Here is a 26,209-nt window from a genome sequence, read left to right on the forward strand (position 1 = left end):
TCCGAACTGCCGTTCAATCCTGGGCCGTTGCTCACTCCTGGACGAGGACCAGCTCGGTCACCGGGTCCGCCCCGCCGGACACCGCCACCCGGTAGAGGCCCGGCTCGTCCAGCACCACCGAGGCGACCAGGACGTCCGGCCGGTCGCCGCGCGCCAGCAGCGGGCGGGCGACGGGCGCGCCGTCCACGTGGGCGTCCTCGACCAGGCAGCTCGCCGCCCCGGCGTCCCGCACGCCGTCCACCGCGACGGTGAACGGCTCGCCGGCCGTGACCAGGTCCGGCAGCCGCAGGCCGACGGTGTCCTCCGGCAGCTCACCGCCGAGCGCGGACCGGGCGGGCAGCCGGGTCACCACGCCGCAGACGACGTCCAGGGCCGTGCTGCTCTTCGCGAGCGCGCCGTGCGTCTGGCCGAGGCAGATCTCGTCCACGCCGTCGTGCGGGGTGGCGGAGTAGCGGAACACGGTGCCGTCGCCGGTGTGGTCGACCGGGACCAGCCGGCCGATCGCGTCGCGCACCAACTCGTCGTCGGGGTGCCGGAGATGGCCGTGGTGGTAGGTGCGCACCACGCCGGCCTCGATGCGCAGCGCCTGCTCGGTCGGCTGCCCTGCGCCGACCACCGCGCGGTGGTTCGGCAGCACGGACGGGTCGAGCAGCGCCCGGGTGCGCCGGGTGCGCTCGAACAGCTCCGGGTCCGCGCCGAGGGCGGCCGCCTCGGCCGCGCCCAGCTCGACGACGTCCTCGTCGGCGGTGACCACGCACCGGTAGGCGGGCAGCAGGTCGTGCACCCCGGGCAGGGTACGGGCCAGCGCCAGCAGGTTCCGGTGCTCGAGCGGCGTGCCGTGCCCGCTGTTCAGCAGCGCCGCCGCCTTCACCGCGCCCAGGAACGGGGTGCCGAGGGTGACGGTGGCCCGCACCTCGGCGGCCAGGTCCGGGTGCCGGGCGCACATCGCGGTGGCGACCAGCCCGCCCATCGAGTGCGCCACCAGCACCACCCTGGGCTCGACACCCGGCGGCCGGGCCGGGTGCGCCCGCCAGGCCGCCAGGTGCGCGCGCAGCTCCGCCGCCAGCTGCTCGGCGTTGTACTCGACGGACAGCCGCCAGTCGTAGCCGAACTCCAGCAGCGCGTCCGGGTGCACCAGCACCTCCCGCAGCCGCCGCACCAGCCGGCCGTACGGCTCGATGCCGCGCAGCACCGGCGCGAACTCGGCGGTGTCCAGCAGCCCGGCCGGCACCACCCGCCCGACCCGGCCGTCCCGCTCCTGCGGGGTGACGGCCAGGGCGGCCAGCCCCTCCCGGTGCCGCCAGCGCGCCGCGAGCTGCGCCGCCCGGCCCAGCCCCCACAGCACCCGGCCGGTCGCCGCCTCGACCAGGCGACTGCCCATGATCCCGGGGATCACCACCACCGCGTCGGCACTCACCCGTACGGCGGGGTCCGTTCGTTCCAGCGGCCCAAGCTGCGTCATGCGGGCAGCGTAGAACACGCGCCGCCGCACGCACCATGACGAGGTGTCACATCTCGGTCCCGATACGGTGGCAGAACGCCTTCAACGCTCCCGGCCCCGGCGCGCTGGGCCGATCAGGGGAAACGCGGTCCGCCCGGCCACCCGGCGGCCGGGGCGCCCGGAGCAGGCCGGTTACCTTGGGTGACGACTGGTCAACTCCACACCCTCACAAGGGAGTAGCCACAGCCATGCCCCGACTCCGTCGGCACACCCTCTCCGTCGCCACCGCCCTCCTCGCCCTGCTCGGCACCGGCACCCCGGCCGTCGCCGCCACCCCCGAGGCCCTCGCCGGGGCCGTCCGCGCGCCGGTCGCCGGGCACCAGCACGGCGGCGGCCTGCGCAACAGCACCAGCAGCAACTGGTCCGGCTACGCCGCCACCGGCGGGCCGTTCACCAGCGTCGGCGCCGACTGGGTCCAGCCGGCCGTCAGCTGCACCGACACCGACGCCTATTCAGCCTTCTGGGTGGGCCTCGACGGGGACACCAGTAGGACCGTCGAACAGATCGGCAGCTCGGCGGACTGCTCCAGCGGCTCGCCGGTGTACTACGCCTGGTACGAGATGTACCCGCAGTACCCGACGAACTTCCCGGACACCGTCGCGCCCGGCGACCACCTCACCGGCAGCGTCACCACGGACGGCGCCGGGAAGTTCACGCTCACGCTGTCCGACACCACGCAGGGCTGGACGCGCACGATCGACAAGTCGCTGAAGGGCGCCAAGCTGGCCTCGGCCGAGGTGATCGCCGAGGCACCGGTCGGCCTGTTCGACGTCCTCCCGCTCGCGAACTTCGGCACCGTCGCCTTCACCGGGGCCACCGCCAACGGCCAAAGCCTCGGCGCCTCGAACCCGTCCGTGATCGACATGGCCAAGGGCGGCGTCACCAAGGCCACCACCTCGCCGCTCGCCAACGGCACCGACTTCGCGGTGACCTGGCAGCACAGCTGACGCCCTCCCCGTGCGCGACGGCGCCGCCGGTCCCGGTGACCGGCGGCGCCGTCCGCCGTCCGCCGTGCGGCGGGCAGTACGCGGCGGGCAGTACGCGGCGGGGACTGCGCGACACGGACTGCGCGGCGGGGACTACGCGACGGCCAGCCGGTCGACCAGGTCGTCCAGGCCGAGCGAGCCCTGGGCGAGCACGCCCGTGTGCCAGGCGCGGAGGGAGAAGTCCGGGCCCCGGCGGCGGCGGGCGGCCTCCCGGCACCGAGCCTACGAGAGGGTCACTCCGACCGTCGCGGCCCAGATGTCGTCCTTGGTGGCCGTGGGGGCGACGGCGCTGCCCCAGGCGAGCACCAGCCTGGTCGGTGTGAGCGCGGAGAAGCCGAAGGTGTCGCCGGGCCACACCGAGGTGGCGCCGAAGCCCCGGGAGACCTGGACGGGGGCGGACAGCCAGCCCTGGGTGGTCGAGAAGGTCCGCAAGTACTGCGCGTAGCCGCGCGGGTCGCTGCTCGCGAGCCAGCCCACGTACGCGATCCCGGGCGGGCCGGCCACGACCTGCATGACGTGCGGGACGTTCAGCGTGTCGGTGGGCACCTGCACCGGCGCGGACCAGGTCGCGCCGTGGTCCCGCGAGTAGGAGAGCCAGCCGGTGTCGGTGTTGGCGCCCTGGGTGTCCCAGGTCGTGTACAGGGTGCCGTCCGGGCCGAGCGCCTCGGCGCCGTCGATCCACCACTCGGTGGCGTTCATCGTCCCGGCGTCGGGGCCGACCCGCACCGGCGCGGTCCAGGTCGCGCCGCCGTCGGTCGAGCGGGTCGCGTAGGTGTGGGCGACGGTCAGCTTGTCGGTCGGGATGTCGGTGACGGTGTAGCCCTGGTAGACCACGTCGAGCGAGCCGTCCGGCTCGACGATGATCGGCGCGCTGTCGGCCCCGCTGTTCGGGTAGCCGGGGCTGATGTGCGACATCGCGCTCCACGTCCGGCCGCCGTCGGTGGACTTCTGGAACACGGCGTTGAGGTCGCCGGTGGCGAACGCGCAGCTGCCGCTCGGCGGGCACACCGTCGTCACCGCCGCCGCGCTCGGGCCGTAGTCCCAGGTCAGGTAGAGCGCGCCGTCCGGGCCTGCGGCGATGAAGACGCGGTCGCCCCAGTTGTTCGCGTCCGGCGGGGTGATCGAGCCGACCGTCTTGAACGAGGCGCCGTGGTCGGTGCTGGCGTCGACGACCGGGAAGGTCTCGCCGGCGCGGGTGACCATGAAGGCCGCGTAGATCGTGCCGTTCGGCGCGACGGTGATCGCCGGGTCCCACGTCCGGGCGCCGTTCTGGCCGGTGCTGCCCGGCAGCGTGAGGGGCGTGCCGAAGGTGGCGCCGCCGTTCAGCGAGCCCGCGAAGCCGATGCCCTTGCAGCCGATCCACACGTCGTAGACGGCGTTGGCCGCCGGGTCGACGGCCTGGATGGTCTCGGCGTTCTGCCCGGCGCAGGAGGACGAGATGTTCGCGGGCGTGCCCACGGTGTAGGAGGCGGTCAGGCCGGCCGCCTTCCCGCTCTGCGGGGCCGCCGGCTGGACGGCGGGCATGGCGGCGGTACCGGTACCGACGACCGGGGCGGACTGCGCGGGCCCGACCGTGAGGGCGAGCGCGGTGGCCCCGGCGCACAGGCCGGTGATCAGGGATCCGAGCGTGGCGCGAGGTGCGTGCACGAGCTGATCTCCTCGGGGTGGAAAGGGAGTTGAGGGTGACGGACCGTCTGCCACGAAGGGCCGCCGATCCGCCCGGGAACGAGTTCCCGCCCTCGCCGCATCCATGCCACGCCGCCCCGAACCCGCACAGCAACGGCCCAATCGGCTCCGCCGCCCAGCCGCGCGGCCGCCCGGTCGAACCGGGTGGCCGCGTGGCCGGGCCCGTCAGCGGCGGGCGAGCTGGCTGGTGATGCTCGGGTCCGTGATCGCGGTGTCGTTCGCGAGCAGCACCGCCTTGCTGAGGACGATCGCCAGCATCCCGTCGCCCTCGAACGGCAGGTACGACCGGCCGGCGGCCGGTTCGTCGGATCCGGGCACGATGCACAGGTAGGTGTCGTCGGGCGCCATCAGCACGTTGCCCGAGCCCAGGTGGATCCGGTACGTGCGCAGCTCGCCGCGGACCTCCAGGAAGCGGCCGTCCACCCGGCAGCGGCCGCCGACCGCCAACCGGGGCAGCAGCCGGGCCAGCAGCTCGCCGCGCTCGCGGGCGCTCTGCGACAACTCGCCGAAGCCGTACGCGTGCCAGTAGTCGCGGTACCGGCCCTGCGGCCCGCCGTCCGACCAGGTCGGGTCGTTGCCGACGCTGGTCACGCCCACGAACAGGTCGACGTCGCGCAGCACTTCGCTCAGCACCAGCGGCGGGACGTCGGCGAGCGGCACCGGCTCGACGAGTTGCAGCCCGGGCCGCACGACCGGGCCGTACGCGCCGCCGCCCGCCTGGGTCAGGTTCTCCGGCGCGTCGATCGGGTAGAAGCGCACCTGGTCGGTGCCCAGGTGCGCGAAGGCCTCCCCCCAGTCCGCGTCCGTGCCGTTCACCCAGAACTCGGCGCGCAGACCCCACTCGGGCAGCAGCCGCTTCGGCGCGGGGAAGGAGTTGTCGACGGCGAGGTGGACCTGGCCGTGCCAGCCGCGGACGGCGGCCAGGGCGTGGAACCGGCGCTGGCGCAGCACGTGCGCGGCGAAGCGGTTGGAGTACACCCGGGTGCGCTCCTCGGCGGCGGTGAGCAGGTACACCTCCCGGTGCGCCTGCTTGAACGGCTGGACGACCTCGTGGCGTTCCAGTACGGCGCGCCAGGCGAGCACGCTCTCCGGCGGGCAGGCGACCGGGTGCCACAGCTCGACCGGCGCGTCCGCGGCGGGCGCGAGTTCCTCGCCGGTCACGGTGCGCAGGGCGCCGTCCAGCCAGGCGCAGGCCGTGCCGTCCACGGTCCAGATCAGCCGGCGGGCCAGGGTGCCGACCAGCGGGTGGTCCAGCAGGCGCTGCCGCCAGGGGCCGTACCGCCAGCTGCGGCGCGCGAGGAACTGCCGGTCCAGCCGCTCGGACTGGGCGGTCAGCATCTTCTCGAGGTCCTTGACCTCGGCCTTGAACTCCTTGAGCCCGTCCGCGTGCTCGCGACGCACCGCGGCGGGCGGGGTCTTCACCGGGCGGCCGGCCTCGTTGTACCAGGTCTGGCGGACCCGGGTGCCCTCCACCAGCAGCTCCACCCGGGCGGCACCGAACTGCTCGACGCGGCGGCCCGGCTCGGTCAGTCCGTAGGCGGGGACGGCGAGTTCCTCGATCTCCGCGCGGCCGAGGCCGAGGGCGGCGGCCCGGTCGCGGAGGGCCTTGTCCAGTTCCTTGACGGTGCCCTTGGACGTCACCCGGGTGCTGAGGACGGCCAGTTGGGCGAGGCCGTCCTCGCCGTCCAGCCGGGCGAGGGCGTGCACGGCGGCGTTGGCGACCTTGGGCGCCTGCGGGCCGATGCCCGGCGCCTTGCGGAGTGCGGACCCGACCAGGCGCGCCAGCACCCGGGCGCTGTCCGGGCGGGCCGGGGTCAGGGGCAGCAGCAGGGCGAGTCCGCGCAGCGCGTCGAAGTTGTACGGGTCGAGCTGGTGGGGCGCCTCGTCGTGCAGTCCCGGCAGCAGGTCGAGGGTGCGGGGGCGGCCGACGAGCGAGAGCCAGGCGGTGATCCGCTCGCGGGCCCGCTCGGGGCCGACCGCGTCGAGCAGGGCCCGGCCGGTCTTCTCCCAACGGGCGGTCGGCTTCGCGGACTTGGCCTCGGTGGCGTGCCGGAGCAGGGCCGTCCACGGCCCTCCCGGGCCCCGCTCGCCGTCGAGCTCGGCGATGTCGGCGAGGGCCTGGTCGGCCCAGGCCTCGCCGGGGTTGACCAGCGGCTCGGTCAGCCCGGCCGCGAGGTCGACGACCGCGCTGTGGTGGGGCCGGATCGACAGGGCCGTCCGGCGGATGGCGGCGACGAGCGCGCCGTCGAGCGGCCGGCCGGCCGCGAGCTCCTCGGCGATCAGGGCCTCGGCGTCGGGCAGCTCGGCCAGGCGCCACTGGCGGCCCTGCAGGTGCAGCCAGTCCTCGCGGAGCGGGCGGGCCGGCCCCGGCGGGAAGCCCAGGGAGACCAGCGCCGCCAACCGGACCAGGTCGCTGCGCTCCTGCCGCAGCCGCTCGACCATCACGGGCCGCCAGCACATCATCATCCGGCCCACCAGGTCCGCGGCCAGCGCCGTCCGGGTGTTCCCGTGCAGCTCCCGTACCCGCTCGCGGGCGGGCGCCGCGCGCTCGCCGGACCAGTCGCCCCCGAGCGCGGCGTCGGCCTCCACCAGCGCCCGGGCCATCTCGCCCACGTGCCCGGAGTCGAGCGCGTCGAGCAGCCCCCCGAGCGCGGGGCCGAGGAGATCGGGATCGGTCGTCGTCGTCATCAGCCACCCACCAGCGGAACGAGCTTCAGGAAGCACACCTCGGTGTCGGCGCGCAGGTCCACCTCGGCGTCCAGCTCCTCGACCTGGCGGTCGCCGACCAGCACCAGGAACCCGTTGCGCCCGAACGCCTCGGCGGCCGCCAGGACCTGCTGCTCGGGATCGACCCGACCGCCCGCGGGGCGCGGCCGCTCGCCGTTCAGGGCGCGCTCGGCCTCGGTGGGCCGCACCAGCCCCTGGTACGCGGCGCCGTGGCCGGCCCCGGCCGCGGCCGCCTCCTGGAACACCCGGCGGCGGATCAGCTCGCGCACCGTCAAGCGCTCCTCCGCGACGGGAAGCCTCCCGGCCTCCCGCCGCAGCCCCGATGTCGTCTCGTCGACGAAGGTCACTGTTGCCATGGCGCAGACCATAGCCCCGGGCACCGACAGCCGGGCCACCGGCCGGTCCGGCCCCTCCTCGGGGGTCGGACCGGCCGGAGCAGGCGGGCCGTCAGGCCGGGCCGACAGCGGGCCGGGCCTCTGCCGCGGGCCGTCAGCGGGCCGGGCCGTCAGCTGCGGGCGAGCAGCCAGCCGCCGAGGCCGTCGCAGGCGCCGGCGGTGTAGCTGGTGGAGCGGAAGCCGGCCGGGACGGGCGAGCCCGGGCAGGTCCACAGGCCCGCGCGGGCGGTGTTGTGGCGCCAGGAGCCGGCCCCGTCGCAGCCGGAGGTGGTGTGGCCGGTGATCACGTACCCGGACACGACCGGGGAGCCCGAACAGGTCCAGATCCCGTCGTGCGGGAGGCTGTGCTGCCAGTTGCCGATGCCGCCGCAGCCGGCCCGGAAGTGGTTGCTGATGACGTACCCGGGCACGACCGGCGAGCCGGAGCAGGTCCAGATGCCGTCATGGACGACGCTGTGCCGCCACGAACCCATGCCGCGACAGCCGGCGACCTGGTGGTCGGTGATCACGTACCCGGCGACCACCGGCGAGCCCGAGCACGTCCAGATGCCGTCCTTCGCCGGCTGCTGGTACCAGGAGCCCGAGCCGCCGCACCCGGCGGGGTCGTGGTCCGTGATGACGTTCCCGGCGTCGACCTTCTGCCCGGAGCACGCCCACTTGCCCCCGCCGCCCCAGTTCCAGGTGGTCTTGGCCTCCGCCGACGACATCCCGGACACCGTGCCGCCCAGGGCCACCGCCACGACCAGCGCGCCCGCCGCCACGGCGGCTCCGACACCACGGCCGACGACCGAGGCCGCCACTCTCTTCCACAGTTGACGAACTATCATGTACGGCTCACTCCAGGCAGGTTGGTGAAGGTCGGACCGCCCGCCGACCGGCGCTCCAGGCGGCGGGACGAGAGTCACCCTAGGTGGTGATGGCGTGAAAGATCAGTGGAGATCCCGAGAATCGCGCCGCGCGGTCCAGCTTGTCCGAAACTCGCCGCACCGGCCGGGAACTCGCGCCTTTCCGATCGCCGGCACCCCCGTTCCGCCCAGACCCACCGCACGACCCCCGCACGGCCCTCCGCTGCCCCTATGCTCGCCGGATGGAGACGAACGGGACGGTACGGCCGTATGAAGTCCTGGTGGCCGGCGCGTACTTCACGGACCTGGTGTTCCACGGCCTGGACCGGCCGGTGCGGCCGGGCACGGAGGTGTTCGCCGACGGCTTCGGCCTGGTGCCCGGCGGCGCGTACACGCTCGCGATGGCCCTGCACCGGCTCGGCCGGCGGGTGGCCTGGAGCGCGGACTTCGGCACCGACCCGTTCAGCGCCCACGTCCTGGCCTGCGCCCGGCAGGAGGGGCTGGACGAGGTCGCCTTTCGCCAACACCCCTTCCCCGTACGGAGTCTGACCGTCGCCCTGTCCTCCGGCGACGAGCGGGCGATGGTCAGCTTCCAGGATCCGGTCGACCCCGCCCCGCTCGCCCCGCTGGTGCGGCGCCACCGCCCGCGGGCCCTGGTGCTCCCCCAACTGCGCTGGGACGAGGCGGCCTTCGCCGCGGCGCGGGCGGCCCGACAGCTCGGCGCGCTGGTGGTCATGGACTGCCACGACACGCCCGCGACCCTCGCCGACCCGGCCGTGCGCCGGATGCTCGACCTGGTCGACGTCCTCACCCCGAACAGCGGCGAAGCCCTGCGCCTCACCGGCGCCGCCGACCTGGACGGCGCGATCGCCCGACTCTCCGGCCTGGCCCCCACCGTGGTCGTCACCCGCGGCGCGGAGGGAGCCACCGCCGTCCGGGGCGGCGAGCGGCACGACGTTCCGGCCGTACCCCGGACCGCCGCCGTCGACGCGACGGCGGCGGGCGACTGCTTCAACGCCGGCCTGGTGCACGCCCTGCTCGACGGCCGCAGCCTGCCCGACTGCCTCGCCGTGGCCGCGCTCTGCGGGGCAGCGGCGACCACCGGCCCCGGCTCCAGCGCCGCCCTGCGCGCCGCCGACCTCGAACCGGCCAACTCCGCCACCCGCTTGAAGTGAACACTTCACCGCGCGCCGTGATCGTGTTAGCGTCCCTCGGATGTCGATGAGTCTGATCACCGATCTGGACGGCACCCTGCTCGGCGGCACCCCGGACGAGCGGCGTCGGTTGCGGGACGCCCTGGCGCGCCGTCCCGAGATCACCGTGGTCTTCGCCACCGGCCGGGGACTCGCCTCGATCCGCGACGTCCTGCGCGACCCCCTCGTCCCGAGACCACGGTGGATCATCGCCGACGTCGGCGCCAGCGTCATCGACGGCACCGACTTCACCCCCGTCGACCCCGTCCAGGAGCACCTGCGGACCGGCTGGCCGGGACCGGAACGGGTACGCGCCGCGCTACGCCGCTTCCCCGCACTCGCCTACCAGCACGGCGTCGTCCAGGACGGCCGCTGCTCCTACCACCTGGCCCCGGACGGGCTCACCGACGAACTCACCGCGGCCGTCGAAGCCCTCGGCTGCACCTGGGTGTACTCCGCGGACCGCTACTTCGACGTCCTGCCGCGCGAAGCCTCCAAGGGCGGAGCACTCCTCGGCCTGGCCGGGAAGCTCGGCTGGAAGCCCGAGGAGATGCTGGTCGCGGGCGACTCCCTCAACGACCTCTCGCTGTACGGGCTCGGCGCGCACGCCGTCGTCGTCGCCGGCGCCGAGCCCGCGCTGCTCGCCGCCCTCGCCGAGCAGCCGTCCGTGCTCCGCCCCGACCGGGCCGGCGCGGCCGGCATCCACGCGGCGCTGCGGGCCCTCGGCTGGCTCGACGACGGCGGGCCGGGATCCGGGCCGGGGCCTGGGCCTGGGCCTGGCTCCTTACCCGATCCCGCCGGGCCCGACGATCCCGGCGGACGCCACTCGCTCGTGGTCGCCTACCACCGCCCGCCGCTGCACTGGAACGGCGACAGCTGGCAGCCGCCCAGCAGCCCCAACGGCATCCTGCCCACCCTGACGAACGCCTTCGCCCACGGCCTGCCCGGCATCTGGGTCACCGCCCAGACCGACCGCGACCGGCAGGCCACGCTCCCCTGCCCACCCGAACTGCCGCTCTCCGCCGTACCGTTGGACACCGCCACCTGGAGCGGCTACTTCCACCGGGCCTGCAAGGAAACCCTGTGGCCGGTGCTGATGTCGGAGCCGCAGCGGTCGGCGTTCGACGCGCGCGCCTGGGCCGACTACCGCACCGTCAACACGCGGTTCGCCCGACGCATCGCCGCCCGGGCCGCTCCCGGTGCCACCGTCTGGCTGCACGACTACAACCTGTGGCTCGTCCCCGGCCTGCTCCGCACCATCCGCCCGGACCTCGCCGTGGGCCTCTTCCACCACACCCCCTTCCCGCCGCCGGAGGCCTTCGACGCCCTCCCCGTCGCCGGTGAACTGCGCTCCTCCCTCGCCCAGTTGGACTGGGCCGGCTTCCACACCGAGCAGTTCGCCGAGAACTTCCGCCAGGCCCTGGCCGGACTGCCCGCGATACCGCACACCGCCGTTCATCCGCTCGGGATCGACCGGCCCGCCATCGAGTCCCTCGCCCGACGGCGCGGACCGCGACGCGAACCGGCCACCGGCCGCGTGGTGCTCTCCGTCGAGCGTCTCGACTACGCAAAGGCCCCGGTCCAGAAGGTCGACGCCGTCGACCTTCTGCTCACCCACCGGCCCCGGCTGCGCGGCCGCTTCACCTTCCGGCTCGTCTGCCCGCCGCCGGAGCCCGGCATCACCGCCTACGACACCACCCGCGACCGCCTCGAACGACGCATCGCGGAGGTCAACGCCAAGTGGCGGCAGGGGCGTTGGCAGCCGGTCGACTACCTGCCCCGCAGCCTGTCCAGCACCCAGGTCATCGACGAGTACCTGACCGCCGACGTGCTCTGGGTGACCTCGCTCCAGGACGGGATGAACCTGACTGCCAAGGAGTTCATCGCCGCGCGGTCCGCGCTCCCCCACGACCACCACGCGGGGCCGGGTGTCCTGGTGCTCTCCCGGCACGCCGGCGCCGCCGTCGAACTCGGCGACGCCGCCCTGCTCACCGACCCGCACTCACCCGGCGACCTGAGCGCCGTCCTGGCCCGCGCCCTCGACCTCAGCCCCGCCGAACGCCGGGTCCACATGCACCGGCTCTCCCGGCTCCTCGGCCACCAGCGCCCCACCGACTGGGCGACGCGGATCGTCCAGGCGATCCGGAAACGCGAAAAGGCCCACCCGGAAACCCGGGTGGGCCTTTTCTGAAGAATTGTTCGGCGGCGTCCTACTCTCCCACAGGGTCCCCCCTGCAGTACCATCGGCGCTGTGAGGCTTAGCTTCCGGGTTCGGAATGTAACCGGGCGTTTCCCTCACGCTATGACCACCGAAACACTATGAAACTGTCGACCCGCCGGCAAGGCGGTCGTTGTTTCAGAACAACACAGTGGACGCGAGCAACTGAGGACAAGCCCTCGGCCTATTAGTACCGGTCAACTCCACCCCTCACAGGGCTTCCATACCCGGCCTATCAACCCAGTCGTCTACTGGGAGCCTTACCCTCTCAAGGAGGTGGGAGTGCTCATCTCGAAGCAGGCTTCCCGCTTAGATGCTTTCAGCGGTTATCCCTCCCGAACGTAGCCAACCAGCCATGCCCTTGGCAGAACAACTGGCACACCAGAGGTTCGTCCGTCCCGGTCCTCTCGTACTAGGGACAGCCCTTCTCAACACTCCTACGCGCACAGCGGATAGGGACCGAACTGTCTCACGACGTTCTAAACCCAGCTCGCGTACCGCTTTAATGGGCGAACAGCCCAACCCTTGGGACCTACTCCAGCCCCAGGATGCGACGAGCCGACATCGAGGTGCCAAACCATCCCGTCGATATGGACTCTTGGGGAAGATCAGCCTGTTATCCCCGGGGTACCTTTTATCCGTTGAGCGACGGCGCTTCCACAAGCCACCGCCGGATCACTAGTCCCTACTTTCGTACCTGCTCGACCCGTCAGTCTCACAGTCAAGCTCCCTTGTGCACTTACACTCAACACCTGATTGCCAACCAGGCTGAGGGAACCTTTGGGCGCCTCCGTTACCCTTTAGGAGGCAACCGCCCCAGTTAAACTACCCACCAGACACTGTCCCTGATCCGGATCACGGACCCAGGTTAGACATCCAGCACGACCAGAGTGGTATTTCAACGACGACTCCCACCCAACTGGCGTTGGGCTTTCACAGTCTCCCACCTATCCTACACAAGCCGAACCGAACACCAATATCAAGCTATAGTAAAGGTCCCGGGGTCTTTCCGTCCTGCTGCGCGAAACGAGCATCTTTACTCGTAATGCAATTTCACCGGGCCTATGGTTGAGACAGTCGAGAAGTCGTTACGCCATTCGTGCAGGTCGGAACTTACCCGACAAGGAATTTCGCTACCTTAGGATGGTTATAGTTACCACCGCCGTTTACTGGCGCTTAAGTTCTCAGCTTCGCCTCGACGAATCAAAGCTAACCGGTCCCCTTAACGTTCCAGCACCGGGCAGGCGTCAGTCCGTATACATCGCCTTACGGCTTCGCACGGACCTGTGTTTTTAGTAAACAGTCGCTTCTCGCTGGTCTCTGCGGCCACCCCCAGCTCGGAGTGCAAGACTCGTCACCAGGAATGGCCCCCCTTCTCCCGAAGTTACGGGGGCATTTTGCCGAGTTCCTTAACCATAGTTCACCCGAACGCCTCGGTATTCTCTACCTGACCACCTGAGTCGGTTTGGGGTACGGGCCGCCATGAAACTCGCTAGAGGCTTTTCTCGACAGCATAGGATCATCCACTTCACCACAATCGGCTCGGCATCAGGTCTCAGCCTAATGAGTGACGGATTTGCCTATCACTCGGCCTACACCCTTACCCCGGGACAACCACCGCCCGGGCTGGACTACCTTCCTGCGTCACCCCATCGCTCACCTACTACCCCGTTGGGTCACCGGCTCCACCACTTCCCTTTGCCCGAAGGCTCCGGGACGGCTTCACGGGCTTAGCATCAGAAGGTTCAGCGTTGGCGCTTCAAAGCGGGTACGGGAATATCAACCCGTTGTCCATCGACTACGCCTGTCGGCCTCGCCTTAGGTCCCGACTTACCCTGGGCAGATCAGCTTGACCCAGGAACCCTTGGTCAATCGGCGCAAGAGTTTCCCACTCTTGTATCGCTACTCATGCCTGCATTCTCACTCGTATACCGTCCACGACTGGTTTCCACCGCCGCTTCACCCGGCACACGACGCTCCCCTACCCATCACAACAGCGTTGGCCTTACGTTGCAATGACACGACTTCGGTGATGTGCTTGAGCCCCGCTACATTGTCGGCGCGGAATCACTTGACCAGTGAGCTATTACGCACTCTTTCAAGGGTGGCTGCTTCTAAGCCAACCTCCTGGTTGTCTCTGCGACTCCACATCCTTTCCCACTTAGCACACGCTTAGGGACCTTAGTCGGTGTTCTGGGCTGTTTCCCTCTCGACCATGGAGCTTATCCCCCACAGTCTCACTGCCACGCTCTCACTTACCGGCATTCGGAGTTTGGCTAAGGTCAGTAACCCGGTGAGGCCCATCGCCTATCCAGTGCTCTACCTCCGGCAAGAAACACGTGACGCTGCACCTAAATGCATTTCGGGGAGAACCAGCTATCACGGAGTTTGATTGGCCTTTCACCCCTAACCACAGGTCATCCCCCAGGTTTTCAACCCTGGTGGGTTCGGTCCTCCACACGGTCTTACCCGCGCTTCAACCTGCCCATGGCTAGATCACTCCGCTTCGGGTCTTGGGCATGCAACTCAGTCGCCCTATTCGGACTCGCTTTCGCTACGGCTACCCCACACGGGTTAACCTCGCTACACACCGCAAACTCGCAGGCTCATTCTTCAAAAGGCACGCAGTCACGGCCACCAGCAAGCTGATGACGACGCTCCCACGGCTTGTAGGCACACGGTTTCAGGTACTATTTCACTCCGCTCCCGCGGTACTTTTCACCATTCCCTCACGGTACTATCCGCTATCGGTCACTAGGGAATATTTAGGCTTAGCGGGTGGTCCCGCCAGATTCACACGGGATTTCTCGGGCCCCGTGCTACTTGGGAGATGAGCAAGCAAGCCGTACAGATTTCGTCTACGGGGGTCTTACCCTCTACGCCGGACCTTTCGCATGTCCTTCGACTACCCATACGGTTTCTGACTCGCCGACCGGCCGGCAGACCGATCAAGCTCATTCCCACGACCCCGCATTGGCAACCCCTGCCGGGTCTCACACCAAACGGTTTAGCCTCATCCAGTTTCGCTCGCCACTACTCCCGGAATCACGGTTGTTTTCTCTTCCTGCGGGTACTGAGATGTTTCACTTCCCCGCGTTCCCTCCACACTGCCTATGTGTTCAGCAGCGGGTGACAGCCCATGACGACTGCCGGGTTTCCCCATTCGGACACCCCCGGATCAAAGCTCGGTTGACAGCTCCCCGGGGCCTATCGCGGCCTCCCACGTCCTTCATCGGTTCCTAGTGCCAAGGCATCCACCGTGCGCCCTTAAAAACTTGGCCACAGATGCTCGCGTCCACTGTGCAGTTCTCAAACAACGACCAGTCACCCACCTCAACAAGCATGGGACCGGCAACCACTGAGACAACGTTTCCGTTCCCTCAGGACCCAACAACGTGCCCGACACAGTCAATCCCCGACCACGTTCCACGCCCGAAGGCAGTACTAACGATCCGATCTCTTCCTGTGCCGAATAGTCAACGTTCCACCCATGAGCGAGCACTCCGGGACATTCGCCCGAAGCTGCTATGTGCTCCTTAGAAAGGAGGTGATCCAGCCGCACCTTCCGGTACGGCTACCTTGTTACGACTTCGTCCCAATCGCTGGTCCCACCTTCGACGGCTCCTCCCCTTACGGGTTAGGCCACCGGCTTCGGGTGTTACCGACTTTCGTGACGTGACGGGCGGTGTGTACAAGGCCCGGGAACGTATTCACCGCAGCATGCTGATCTGCGATTACTAGCAACTCCAACTTCATGGGGTCGAGTTGCAGACCCCAATCCGAACTGAGGCCGGCTTTTTGGGATTCGCTCCGCCTCACGGCATCGCAGCCCTTTGTACCGACCATTGTAGCACGTGTGCAGCCCAAGACATAAGGGGCATGATGATTTGACGTCGTCCCCACCTTCCTCCGAGTTGACCCCGGCAGTCTCCTGTGAGTCCCCATCACCCCGAAAGGCATGCTGGCAACACAGAACAAGGGTTGCGCTCGTTGCGGGACTTAACCCAACATCTCACGACACGAGCTGACGACAACCATGCACCACCTGTATACCGACCACAAGGGGGCACCCATCTCTGGATGTTTCCGGCATATGTCAAGCCTTGGTAAGGTTCTTCGCGTTGCGTCGAATTAAGCCACATGCTCCGCTGCTTGTGCGGGCCCCCGTCAATTCCTTTGAGTTTTAGCCTTGCGGCCGTACTCCCCAGGCGGGGAACTTAATGCGTTAGCTGCGGCACCGACGACGTGGAATGTCGCCAACACCTAGTTCCCAACGTTTACGGCGTGGACTACCAGGGTATCTAATCCTGTTCGCTCCCCACGCTTTCGCTCCTCAGCGTCAGTAATGGCCCAGAGATCCGCCTTCGCCACCGGTGTTCCTCCTGATATCTGCGCATTTCACCGCTACACCAGGAATTCCGATCTCCCCTACCACACTCCAGCCTGCCCGTATCGAATGCAGACCCGGGGTTAAGCCCCGGGCTTTCACATCCGACGCGACAGGCCGCCTACGAGCTCTTTACGCCCAATAATTCCGGACAACGCTCGCACCCTACGTATTACCGCGGCTGCTGGCACGTAGTTAGCCGGTGCTTCTTCTGCAGGTACCGTCACTTGCGCTTCTTCCCTGCTGAAAGAGGTTTACAACCCGAAGGCCGTCATCCCTCACGCGGCGTCGCTGCATCAGGCTTTCGCCCATTGTGCAATATTCCCCACTGCTGCCTCCCGTAGGAGTCTGGGCCGTGTCTCAGTCCCAGTGTGGCCGGTCGCCCTCTCAGGCCGGCTACCCGTCGTCGCCTTGGTGGGCCGTTACCCCACCAACAAGCTGATAGGCCGCGGGCTCATCCTGCACCGCCGGAGCTTTACACCCAGGAGCATGCACTCCCAGGTCATATCCGGTATTAGACCCCGTTTCCAGGGCTTGTCCCAGAGTGCAGGGCAGATTGCCCACGTGTTACTCACCCGTTCGCCACTGATCCACCCCGAAGGGCTTCACCGTTCGACTTGCATGTGTTAAGCACGCCGCCAGCGTTCGTCCTGAGCCAGGATCAAACTCTCCGTGAATGTTTACCGGATGTCCGGTTCACACCCGCGTTGAGCGGCACGGCAACCACCGGAATAGGGCGGCCCCGCGCACTGCGTCCTCGCTAGTGTTTATTTCAAAAGGAATCTCCAACCCCAGGAAACCTGAGGCCGGGGATGTCAACATATCTGGCGTTGACTTTTGGCACGCTGTTGAGTTCTCAAGGAACGGACGCTTCCTTCGAGCCGCCTTCCAGCGGGCCCTCCGGGCTTCGTTCTTTCGTGTTTCCAGCTTATCAGATGTTTTCCGCTCCGTTTTCCGGGGCTTCGTCATCCAACTCGCCGGTGTCTTCCAGGGCTTGACGCCCCGTCCGACGTTTCAAACTCTAGCCGATCCCCGCTCCGAAAAGCGAATCCAGCCGAGTTCGACCACAATCCGATAAAACGCGCAGGCCGAATACGCACCGAGCCGCACCTGCACATGACAGGACCGGCCCGGTGCGAACCGGACGTGATGTCTCAAAGGATTGGCCGCCCCGGGACCGTCCGCGCAGATGCGTGTCCGGTGCTCCCAGCCGAGCGACTGGGAGACAGTACTCCTCCGCCACGCTCAAAACAAAATGCGCAGGCCGCCCCGGGTGGGTCAGCCGAGCGAGGCGAGGATCGGTGCCCAGGTGGCTCCGGTGAGGGCGGCCACCGCCTGCTGGTCGGAGAGCGGCGGGCCCGAACGGGTCGGCTTCGGCACCTCGCTTCCGCTACCGCCGCCGGTGCTGTTCCACTGCACCATCTGGAGCTGAGCGCCGGTCGACTTCAGGGTCACCGTCACCGTCCAGCGGTGGGCGGTGTCCGGGCCGGCCGGGTGGCCGGCCGCGGTCTGTTCCGTCATCACCAGGGCCCCGCCGGGGAGCGCGGCGCTGCTCGGCAGCTCGCTCACCTTGCAGGTGTCGCCCGCGGGGCGGGGCCTCGCACTGCAGCTCAGCCCGTCGCCGTCCTCCAGCGGCAGCTTGAGCCGCTGCGCCGAGACGCCGACGTAGGCGGCGCCGTGGCCGTCATCGAGGACCAGTCCGCCGTTGGCGACGTAGCCGCCGGACGGGTCCGAGGGGTTGTTGCTCTGCCCGGTCTCCTGGCTGAACCGGCCGCCGGGGAACGTGGCCTCCACGGCCTGGATCATCTGGGCGTCGGTGATCGTGGTGCGGGGCGCCGCCATCGGCATCTCCCGCTCTCCCGCGGAGTGGCTGCCGGCGAGCGCGGCGGGGAGCACCAGGCCGGCCACCGCGAGCACGGCGCAGCAGGCGCCGGCTCCGGCGAGGACGGCGGCGGTGCGGCGGCGCCGGCGGCTGCGGCCGCGTTCGACGGCGCCGTTCAGGAAGGTGCCGAGCTCGGGTTCGAGGGCGTCGGTCGTGCGGTCGAGGGCGTGGGCGAGGTCTGTTTCGAACGACATGGTGGGGTCACCTGTTCTGTTCTGTCGCGGGTGAGGGCTCGGGGCGGTGTCGGCCTGCGCGGACCGGGTGCTCAGTGCGGGATCAGGTCGGACAGGCTGTCGCCGAGCAGCGCGCGGGCCCTGCCGAGTGCGCGGGTGCTCTGGGAGCGGACCGCGCTGCTGGTCATCCGGAGCATCTGGGCGGTCTCCTCGATGCTGCGGTCCTCCCAGTAGCGCAGCAGCAGCACCGCCCGGTCGCGGGGCGGGAGTTGGCCGAGCGCGTCCAGCAGGGTGAGGCGCAGCGCGGTGTCCGGGCCGGTGGCCGCGTTGTCGGGCAGGGTCCCGGTGGGGCGTTCGGTGCTGCTGCGGCGGCGGCGCAGGCTGAGGAAGGTGCGGACCAGCACCGTCTGGGCGTAGGCCGCCGGGTTGTCCGCGCGGACCACGCGCTTCCAGTGGACGTACACCCGGCTGAGGGTCTCCTGGACGAGGTCCTCGGCGAGGTGGGCGTCGCCGGCGGCGAGGACGTACGCCGAGCGGTACAGCGCCTTGGCCCTCGCGGCCACGAAGGCCAGGTACTCGTCCTCCTGTGCTGACTTCACTCGGTGCCCGCCCGTTCCCTGGTGGTGTGATCTTCGTGCATACCCCTGATGACTACGTGGGGCGCCGGGATGTCGTGCGGGGCTGTGCACTTTTTTCTCCGGAACTCATTTCTCCGGAAGCCCCTTGTCCGGGAACCCCGTCTCCGGGAACGGCAATGCTCCCCCCGGCCGGGGCCGGGGGGAGCTGCCGCGCGCGCGTCGGCCGAGGTCGGCCGGGCTCAGCCGAGGACGGCCGGGTCCTCGGCGAGGTCGGCGAGCAGGGCGTCGAGCTTCGCCCGGTCGACGGAGGGCATCACGAAGACGTGCACGTAGCTGCGGCGGGTGGACTCGTCGCCGGGGACGAGCAGGACGTCCTGCGAGGACAGCGACCACTTCGCCACCAGGTCGGCGCTCGGCTTGCGGAACCGTACGGTGACGGCGCCCGGGGTGCGGGCCGGCCAGAGCTCGACGCCGAGCTCCTGTTCCATGGCCAGCAGGCGGCGCTCCAGGTAGGCGGCGAGCTCCTGGGCGGTGCGGATCCGGTCGACCTGGTCCTGGTAGGAGTGGCGGGACAGGTGGTCCCAGAGGATCAGCGGGGAGAAGCCGTTGCGGGAGCCGGCGAAGGTGGTGTCGGGCGCGCCTATGTAGTCCGGCTGGGACGGCGGCGAGATCTGGTACTTCACCTTCGTCATGTAGATGCCGCACGGCCACGGCGCGCCGGCCCACTTGTGGCCGCTCATGGCGATCGAGGAGACCATGTCGACCTCGCCGTGCTCGGCGGTGGGCAGGGCGAGTCCGAAGTCGAACTCCGGCAGCCCGGTCTCCGGCGCCCAGCCGTACGCCGGGTCCTCGGCGGCCATCCGCAGGAACGGCGCGTAGCCGGCGCCGAGCGCGCCGTCGACGTGGATCCAGAAGCCGCGGCGCACGTCGACCAGCGGCTGCCCGCTGTCCGGGCAGGTCCCGTAGACCACCTCGCGGCGCACCAGGCCGTACCGCTCGAAGATCGGCAGCAGGCGCTCGCAGACCGTCCGGACGTCGTCGTGGGCGCCCTTGAAGGTGCTGCCGAGGTTGAGGTTGACGAAGACCGGGTGCCCCTTGGCGGCGAAGAACTCGACGAGGACGGCGAGCGCGTCGACGTCGATCTCGCCGGGGCCGTCCCAGGAGTACCCGGACGGGCCGGGGCGGGAGGGCACCTCGGCGGGCCATTCGCGGCGCCCCGTGGCCGGGTCGGTCAGCGGGCACTCGTCCGGGTACAGCTCCAGGCCGACGGCGTGGAAGGTCTCGACGGCCAGCACCCGGACGGCCTTGGCGAAGGAGTAGTGGGTGTCCTCGGAGTAGAACGCGACCGGGCGGTGGGCGTTCGGGTTGTGCCGGTCGGGCTCGGCCTGGACGTAGCGGACCTCGTCGCGGGGGGCGGTCGGCGGGTGGATCAGGGCCTTGCCGCTGAGGTAGTCGCGGGCGTTCCAGAGCGCGTACATGTTGCCCTCGGTGGAGCCCATGGACAGCATGTAGCCCCAGTACGACTCGGGGTCGGCCGGGTCGTGCGGGCGCTTCGCGTGCCACAGCCGCGCGTAGTAGTCGAGGACGGCGCGCTCGATGACCTTGGTGTTCGGCTTGTAGCCGCCGCTCTGGAACGGGTCGCCGAGGTTGTTGATGTTGTTCGGCATGAACCGGGCGAGGTCCAGCGCGGTGCCCTGCATGTCCTGGGTGGCCTGGTAGCCGACCAGGTGCTTGCGCTTGCGGGTCAGGTACTCGTCCACGGTGTCCAGCGCGCGCAGCCGCCGGGTGTCGTCCAGGCCGGTCGCGGGGAGCACGAACGCGTCGCCGTCCAGCTCCGGGCCCGGGTCGACGCAGGTCGCGGTCGCGGGTGCGGGCACGGCGAAGGTGGCGGTCGGGCTCATGGGCGGGGCACTCCGGGCGTGGTGGGGGGGTCGGGGGGCGTTCGCCGCCCGCGCCCAGGATGGAACTTTCCGGCGGTTTCCGGAAGCTCGGCCGAAGAAGATTCGGTCGAAGCCCGAACGAGCTTGCTCATCGACGGAATCGGCTGGGATCCTGGCGGGCATGCCGAACAATCCGCAGCAGCGGCGGACCCCCATCGACGACACCGACCGGGCGATCGTCCGCGCCCTGACCGACAACGCCCGGCTGCCGAACAACGCCCTCGCCGAGGCGGTGGGCATCGCCCCGTCCACCTGCCTGGCCCGGGTGCGTGCCCTCCAGGAGCGCGGCATCATCCGCGGCTACCGCGCCGAGGTCGACCCGGCGGCCATCGGCCTGCCGCTGCAGGCGATGATCTCGGTCCGGCTGCGCGCCCACACCCGCGAGCAGAACGAGAGCTTCCGCACCACCGCGCCCGATCTGCCCGGCGTCCTGGCCGTCTTCCACATGGCCGGCTCGGACGACTACCTCCTGCACGTCGGCGTCGCCGGCCCGGAGGCGCTTCGCGACTTCGTCGTCGACCACCTGACCACCCACCCGGCGGTGGCCCAGACCCGCACCAACCTGATCTTCGAGCAGATACCGGGCCGCCGTTACCTGGGGCCGGTCTGACCCGCGCGGACCACCCCGGGCGCGGTGCTGTCCGCTGCGCTCCGTCCGGTGGCCGTCAGGTCGGGAGCTCGGTGTGGTCGGTGAAGGGGTGGCCGCAGATGTCCCGCAGGCAGATGGCGTGCAGGCCCGGGCCGCCCAGGAACGCGCGGCAGCCGTCGTCGCGGCGGCAGTGGGTGTCCGGCGGGGGCTGGTGATGGATCTTGTGCGATTCGCCCCACGTGTGGCCGCATCCCGGTTGCACGCACACGTCGTCCTCGGCACCGCTGGTCCCGCCGTTCGCGCTGCGGTAGCCGGGGCAGCCGTCGTCCAGCCGGCAGGCCGGTCCCAGTCCGTGGAAGCCCTCGCCGTGTCCGCACCCGGTCTGCCCGCACGGGCCTGTGGTCGGCGCGCCGAGGGCGGGCTCGTACGGCGGCGGCGGGACGTAGCCGGGGCAGTGGTCGATGTTGCAGGGGGCGCCGGGCGACGGCGGCGGGTAGTTCGTGCGCTTGACCAGAATGGTGAGCTGCGCCTGGTGCCGCCCGTCGTTGGCCTGGACGGTGTGGGTGACGGTGGTATCGGCGTCGGCGCCGTTGTGGTGGACGCCGAAGACGATCTGGTCGACTCCGTGCGGAGCGATCAGTGGGTGGTGGCCCGGATCGGTCCGGGCGGGCAGGGTCGCGATCACGGCGGGGCTGTCCGGGCCCCCGATGGACTCCCCGGCCTTCTCGTCGAACACGAGCGGGGCGGTGCCGAGGTTGCGCACCGTCACCGCGTGGGTCGTGAACAGGCCCGGCAGGAAGACGTGGAGTTCGTTCGGGTCGCCCACCGCGGTGAAGTTCCCCGGGGTGGCGCCCCACACCATCCAGGGCTGCAGGGTCTGGTCGGGGTCGGTGGAACTGATCGCCACGAAGTGCAGGGTCTGCGGGTCGTTGTTGGTGAGGCGCAGCTGCCAGGGGCCGTTGGTCTCCGCGATGGCGAAGAGGTGGACGAGGTAGACGTCGTCGTTCCCCCGCACGCACGTGCCCTGCGCCGCGACGACGCCGTCCGTCCCGATGACGGGTACGGCGGTGGTGCCCTCCCCCAGCGGCGTCACCGTCAGCGGGGTCAGCCCGCCCTGCCCCGAACGGACCTCGACGGTGGGCGCCTTCCCGCCGAGCGCCTGGTTGTCCCGCCACAGCGCGATGACGCGCAGGTAGGTCTCGCCGATCTCGATCGGCACCAGGTCGGAGAACGGGAACTCGTCGCTGACCTGTTGGAACGCGAGCTCGACCACCTGCGAGCCGAACGGAAAGTCGAATCCCATGGCGACCTCCTGGTGCGCTCTGGGTGTCGGTCGGATGCGGGATCAGGGCGGGATCAGGTCAGGCGGACGGTCTCGGCGTACACCAGCCGGGTGTCCTGGCGTCCGGGGCCCGGGTCCTGCGCGGGGTAGTTCTCGACCTCGGTGACGAGGACCCGCAGCGGACGGGTCTCCCCGGCCGGGATGCTCAGCTGGAGCTGCGCCCCCAGGGCACCGCTGGTGGCCGCGACGGTCGTCCAGCCGGAGGAGCCGATGACCGCGTCGTCGCCGAGCGCCGCGGTCGCGGCGCTGGTGGCGGCCTGCAGCTCGACGCGGACCGTGTTGGCCTCCGGACCGTCCGGGCCCTTGCCGCCGAGGACCGCCGTGATCCCGGCCGCCGCCTGTGTGACGACCAGGTCCCGGGGCGGGAACAGCTGCAGCGGTTCGGTTTCCACCGGCGCCGACAGGTGGGGCACGTCCACGGCCGTGTGCTCCTGGTAGCGGCAGAGCGACAGGCGCACGAACGGGCGGTACGACGTCGCGGCCAGGGGTGACAGGTCGATGTCGGCGAGCCAGCAGTTCGGCTCCGCGTCGAAGGTCACCGGGTGGAGCACGGCGGTGACCCCTCCCCCGGCCTCGTCGAGCACCTCCGGCACCGCGCCGAGGGCCGCCACGACCTGATCCGCGCGCAGCGGGCTCTTCGGCGCGTCGGTGGTCCAGATCGGGTCCTTCCCGGTGAGGCTGACGTGGTCCGGCTCGGAGCCGGCCGAGACGATCACGGCCAGCCGTTCGTCCGTCCCGGAGGCGAACCAGGGGCGTTCCAGGAACACCCGCAGCCCGCCGCCGCGCGTGGAGCGGTGGACCCCGCCACTGCTGCTGCGCGACCAGGCGAACGCGGGCACCGTGTACCGCGGCCGGGGCGCGGGCGGCCGTGCCGAGCAGGGCACGTCGGTGGTCCCGGGCAGCGTGACCCGTACCGTGCAGGCCTCGGGGTCGACGGCGGTGAGCCTGCCGAAGAAGTCGTGGAACCGCGAGATCGCGGTGACGGTGTAGGTGACCTGCCGGCGGCGGGTGTCGCCGAAGGTGTGCACGATCGTGGGCAGGGCCAGATCCGGCCTGGTGTAGGCCACGTCGTAGGAGCCGACGTGGGTGGCGAAGGCCGCGGCGGCCGGGGCGGACGGCGGATCGGTGATGACGTCCTCGAAGTCCGACCACTCGGCGTGCACGTCGATGCGCCCGGTGCTCGCGACGTCCAGGACCAGGTCGGTGATCCGCAGGATCGCGTCGGTGTCGCCGGTCTGGCGGCTGGCCACGAAGCGGCCGCCCGGGTCGACCAGGGGCCGCTGCACCGCGTGCACGACGGTGATGGTGTGCGGCGGGGTGACGGTGCGGATGTGGCCGTGGTAGACGAGCTGGTTGGTGGTCTTCGTCGAATCGGCCGGATCCGCGCCGGCCCAGATCGCGACCCCGTGGTTGGGGACGTCGGCGAGGCCCGGGCAGGACACGAGGTCCAGCGTCGCCTGCTCGGCCGGCCCCAGTTCGACGGTCATGACGCGTGGTGCCCCCGTGTCCGGAATGCTCGCCGTGCATCCGGCGGGGCCGGCGACGAGCCGCAGGCCGACCGGTGGGTAGTCCGGCCACTTCCCCCAGCGGTGCTGCAGGTGCAGGTGGTCGGCGCCGTCGAACCCCGTCGTGGTGCCCTCCGTTCCGGTGACCGGGTCGACGGGGCGCGAGCGCACCCCCACGGCGAACAGCGGGGCTCCCGGATCCGGCAGCCACGGCAGGTCGACGCCGGTCGCGGGCACGACCTGGTAGGAGCCGGCCCCTTCGTCGTGGGATTGCGCGCCGGGGATGTCGGTCACGTCACGGTCGGCGCGGACGGCGGTGGTGAACGCCGAATCGATCGGCGGCACGGCCGCGGCGCCCACCGCCGAGTCGAACACCCCGTGCTGGAGGGCCAGTTCGAGCGGGGCCTTCGGCGCGAACAGGTACCGCAGGTCATCCGCCGGGTACCCGTGTGCGGCGGCGTAGTCGGCGGCCGAGGTCCCGCGATCGCTGCGGACGACCAGCCGGCTTGGCCCTTCGCCGTCGACGTACGGCCGGGTGGGCAGGAGCTCGGGTGCGGGGACGGGGTCGAAACGGCGGTGCGGGAACGACGCGCTGTGCTGCTCGTCGGCATCGGGCTCCCCCGGTCGCAGCCCGCCTCCGGCGAGATCGGCCAGGCGGGCTCGCAGCTGGTAGTGCCGGCCGAACCGCAGCCGGGGCAGGGACCCCGGTTCGTGGCCGAGCACCATCGTGAAGGGCAGGTCGGGGGTGTCGACCGGCTCCGCGATGCGGTCCGGCCGCGGGGCCACCGCGCTCCACCCGTCCCAGCGGGCCACGGTCTGGTGCACGTAGACGGCGCTGTCCGCGCCGGCGCCGGTGGTCACCGAATCGACCCGGACGCAGCCTTCTTCGAGCAGCCCGTCGGCACCGCCGAGTTGGAGGTCGCCGATGCCGTACCGCACTCGGCGCTGACACAGCGACCGCCAGGTCCGGGTGCGGTCGTCCCAGACGTCGAGGCGGTATCCCGCGACGAGGTTGTCGGCGGTCAGCGGCGAGCCCAACAGGCCCTCCCTGGACGCGCGGTCCTGGGCGCGCCGCAGTCGGTTGTCGTGCTCCTGCTCGCGGCCGGTGTCGAGCAGGGCGACTCCGGCCGACCGCAGGGCGGGCAGCCCGGTGTCGTCGGCGTGGTCCGAGGCGGGCCCGCCGTCGCCGGACGCGGCGATGCCGACCATGCGCAGCGCCGCCCCGTCGACGTCGAAGGGCATGATCTCGAACCGGCCGTTGGCGCCGTCCCCCGCCGGGGCCGCGCCCGGGGCCGCACCTGGGGCGGCGCCCGGAGCGGCGCCCAAAGCCGCGCCCGCCAGGGCGAGCATGCCCAGCGCGAACGGGGCGGCCTGCGGCCCGGAGCCTGCGGCGGGCACGAAGCGGGTGCCGGACAGGGTGTAGGCGGTGGTGGGTGACAGGTCGTCCTGCGCGGCGCCGGCCCAGCCGGCCGTGGGCTCGGACCCGGGCCACCGGGGTGTCACCCGCAGGGTGGCTGGGGCGGTGGACGGGGCGAGCGCGGCCACCGGGACCCCGAGGTCGACGATCAGCCCGAGCGCCCGCAGCAGCATCGGGTGGTCGGCGAGTCTGGCGACGATGTCGTGGAATTCGGGCTGCTCCGGGGCGCCGGGCGGGGCCGCCGCCGCGCTGTCCGGACGCCGGTAGAAGTCGTAGGCCCGGCGCAGCGGCGACGGCTCCGTACCGGCGTCGGTGTCGGAGGGTCGCAGGCCGCTCTGCCAGCCCTCGTTGACGGTGCGCAGCGTGGCCCGCAGCGCCTCGGGATCGGTCTGGTGCGCCGCGGCCAGCGCGGAGCCGCTCTGCCCGTAGGCGGCGCTGATCTGCGCGCCGGCCTGGCTGGCGGGCATGTGCACGGCCTGCCGGTCCTGGTAGGAGGCGGGCTGGTAGGGCCGGACGGCCAGGTCGGGCGGGAACAGCGCGCTCCACGCGGACTGCTGCTGCGCGGCCGTGAACAGCGTCGGGTTCCCGTCGAGGTCGAGGTGCGGCACGGGCTGCACCGGCACGGCGGTGTCGCCGCGGTTCATCGTGAAGCCGACCGCCGCGAGGGCCTGTGGCCAGGCTTGCAGGCCGAAATCGGAGAGCCGCAGCGGCTGATCGGCCGGGCCCAGCAGTCGCGGAGTCAGCAGCACCGAGCACAGGGCCAGTTGGCCGCCGTCGACGGTCGCAACGCGGCCGGCCGGGATGACGGTCCACACGAACTGGCGGGTCAGCGAGGTAGCCATGCG

14 protein-coding genes, 3 rRNA genes and 1 pseudogene are annotated in these 26,209 nt (G+C 70.8%); 4 read left to right on the forward strand and 14 right to left on the reverse strand.

All coding sequences use genetic code 11. The features are described from left to right. Positions 1–31 precede the first annotated feature (31 nt). Complete coding sequence (locus tag AB2U05_RS02015) at positions 32–1,462, reverse strand: hypothetical protein (RefSeq protein ID WP_369182226.1); 1,431 nt, start codon at positions 1,460–1,462, stop codon at positions 32–34. A 227-nt stretch (positions 1,463–1,689) separates the two neighbouring features. On the opposite strand from AB2U05_RS02015, the gene AB2U05_RS02020 reads away from it, so the two are divergent. Further along, on the forward strand, positions 1,690–2,448 hold the full coding sequence (locus tag AB2U05_RS02020; protein WP_369182227.1) for a G1 family glutamic endopeptidase: 759 nt from the start codon (positions 1,690–1,692) through the stop codon (positions 2,446–2,448). 132 nt (positions 2,449–2,580) lie between these two features. Here AB2U05_RS02020 and AB2U05_RS02025 read toward each other — a convergent pair. The 5 genes and pseudogenes from AB2U05_RS02025 to AB2U05_RS02045 all read right to left on the reverse strand — a co-directional run. Further along, a pseudogene (locus AB2U05_RS02025) lies at positions 2,581–2,700 on the reverse strand (hypothetical protein); the annotation flags it as partial. A gap of 9 nt (positions 2,701–2,709) precedes the next feature. Further along, the gene (locus tag AB2U05_RS02030; protein WP_369182228.1) at positions 2,710–4,134 is read right to left on the reverse strand and encodes a sialidase family protein; all 1,425 of its coding nucleotides are present in this window, start codon (positions 4,132–4,134) and stop codon (positions 2,710–2,712) included. A gap of 204 nt (positions 4,135–4,338) precedes the next feature. Then, positions 4,339–6,861 carry a DUF4132 domain-containing protein gene (locus AB2U05_RS02035; RefSeq protein ID WP_369182229.1) on the reverse strand — a complete coding sequence of 841 codons (2,523 nt, stop codon included), beginning with the start codon at positions 6,859–6,861 and terminating at the stop codon, positions 4,339–4,341. Then, entirely contained in the window at positions 6,861–7,256 is a 396-nt protein-coding gene (locus AB2U05_RS02040) for a hypothetical protein (protein WP_045696570.1), read from the reverse strand. The genes AB2U05_RS02035 and AB2U05_RS02040 overlap by 1 nt, the downstream gene beginning before the upstream one ends. A gap of 149 nt (positions 7,257–7,405) precedes the next feature. After that, entirely contained in the window at positions 7,406–8,122 is a 717-nt protein-coding gene (locus tag AB2U05_RS02045; protein WP_369182230.1) for a hypothetical protein, read from the reverse strand. 260 nt (positions 8,123–8,382) lie between these two features. Between AB2U05_RS02045 and AB2U05_RS02050 the strand changes: the two genes are divergently transcribed. Further along, positions 8,383–9,315: a carbohydrate kinase family protein gene (locus AB2U05_RS02050; RefSeq protein ID WP_369182231.1), complete on the forward strand. Its 933-nt coding sequence runs from the start codon at positions 8,383–8,385 to the stop codon at positions 9,313–9,315. Positions 9,316–9,355: 40 nt separating this feature from the next. Continuing rightward, positions 9,356–11,524 (forward strand): trehalose-6-phosphate synthase, encoded by a 2,169-nt coding sequence (locus tag AB2U05_RS02055; protein ID WP_369182232.1) that lies wholly within the window; start codon positions 9,356–9,358, stop codon positions 11,522–11,524. 6 nt (positions 11,525–11,530) lie between these two features. Here AB2U05_RS02055 and rrf read toward each other — a convergent pair. The 6 genes from rrf to AB2U05_RS02085 all read right to left on the reverse strand — a co-directional run bounded on the left by rrf (position 11,531) and on the right by AB2U05_RS02085 (position 20,472). Next, positions 11,531–11,647: ribosomal RNA gene (rrf, locus tag AB2U05_RS02060) — 5S ribosomal RNA — on the reverse strand. 71 nt (positions 11,648–11,718) lie between these two features. After that, a 23S ribosomal RNA gene (locus tag AB2U05_RS02065) occupies positions 11,719–14,832 on the reverse strand. Positions 14,833–15,091: 259 nt separating this feature from the next. Beyond that, positions 15,092–16,615 (reverse strand): 16S ribosomal RNA (locus tag AB2U05_RS02070). Together the 16S, 23S and 5S rRNA genes form the textbook arrangement of a ribosomal RNA operon. A gap of 601 nt (positions 16,616–17,216) precedes the next feature. Next, positions 17,217–18,014: a hypothetical protein gene (locus tag AB2U05_RS02075; protein WP_369182233.1), complete on the reverse strand. Its 798-nt coding sequence runs from the start codon at positions 18,012–18,014 to the stop codon at positions 17,217–17,219. 71 nt (positions 18,015–18,085) lie between these two features. Next, positions 18,086–18,592, reverse strand: a complete 507-nt coding sequence (locus tag AB2U05_RS02080) for a SigE family RNA polymerase sigma factor (protein ID WP_045694076.1) — start codon at positions 18,590–18,592, stop codon at positions 18,086–18,088. A 218-nt stretch (positions 18,593–18,810) separates the two neighbouring features. Continuing rightward, positions 18,811–20,472, reverse strand: coding sequence for a histidine decarboxylase (locus AB2U05_RS02085; protein WP_369182234.1), 1,662 nt, complete (start codon positions 20,470–20,472; stop codon positions 18,811–18,813). A 160-nt stretch (positions 20,473–20,632) separates the two neighbouring features. Between AB2U05_RS02085 and AB2U05_RS02090 the strand changes: the two genes are divergently transcribed. Next, a complete protein-coding gene (locus AB2U05_RS02090) occupies positions 20,633–21,121 on the forward strand; it encodes an Lrp/AsnC family transcriptional regulator (protein ID WP_045694078.1) in 489 nt (162 codons plus the stop codon). Between the two features lie 55 nt (positions 21,122–21,176). Here the strand turns inward: AB2U05_RS02090 and AB2U05_RS02095 are convergent, their stop codons facing one another. Then, entirely contained in the window at positions 21,177–22,403 is a 1,227-nt protein-coding gene (locus AB2U05_RS02095) for a hypothetical protein (protein ID WP_369182235.1), read from the reverse strand. Positions 22,404–22,456: 53 nt separating this feature from the next. Continuing rightward, the gene (locus tag AB2U05_RS02100; RefSeq protein WP_369182236.1) at positions 22,457–26,206 is read right to left on the reverse strand and encodes a hypothetical protein; all 3,750 of its coding nucleotides are present in this window, start codon (positions 26,204–26,206) and stop codon (positions 22,457–22,459) included. Positions 26,207–26,209: the final 3 nt, after the last annotated feature.

This window comes from Streptomyces sp. Y1, from assembly GCF_041053115.1.
GTDB lineage: Bacteria > Actinomycetota > Actinomycetes > Streptomycetales > Streptomycetaceae > Kitasatospora > Kitasatospora rubellomurina.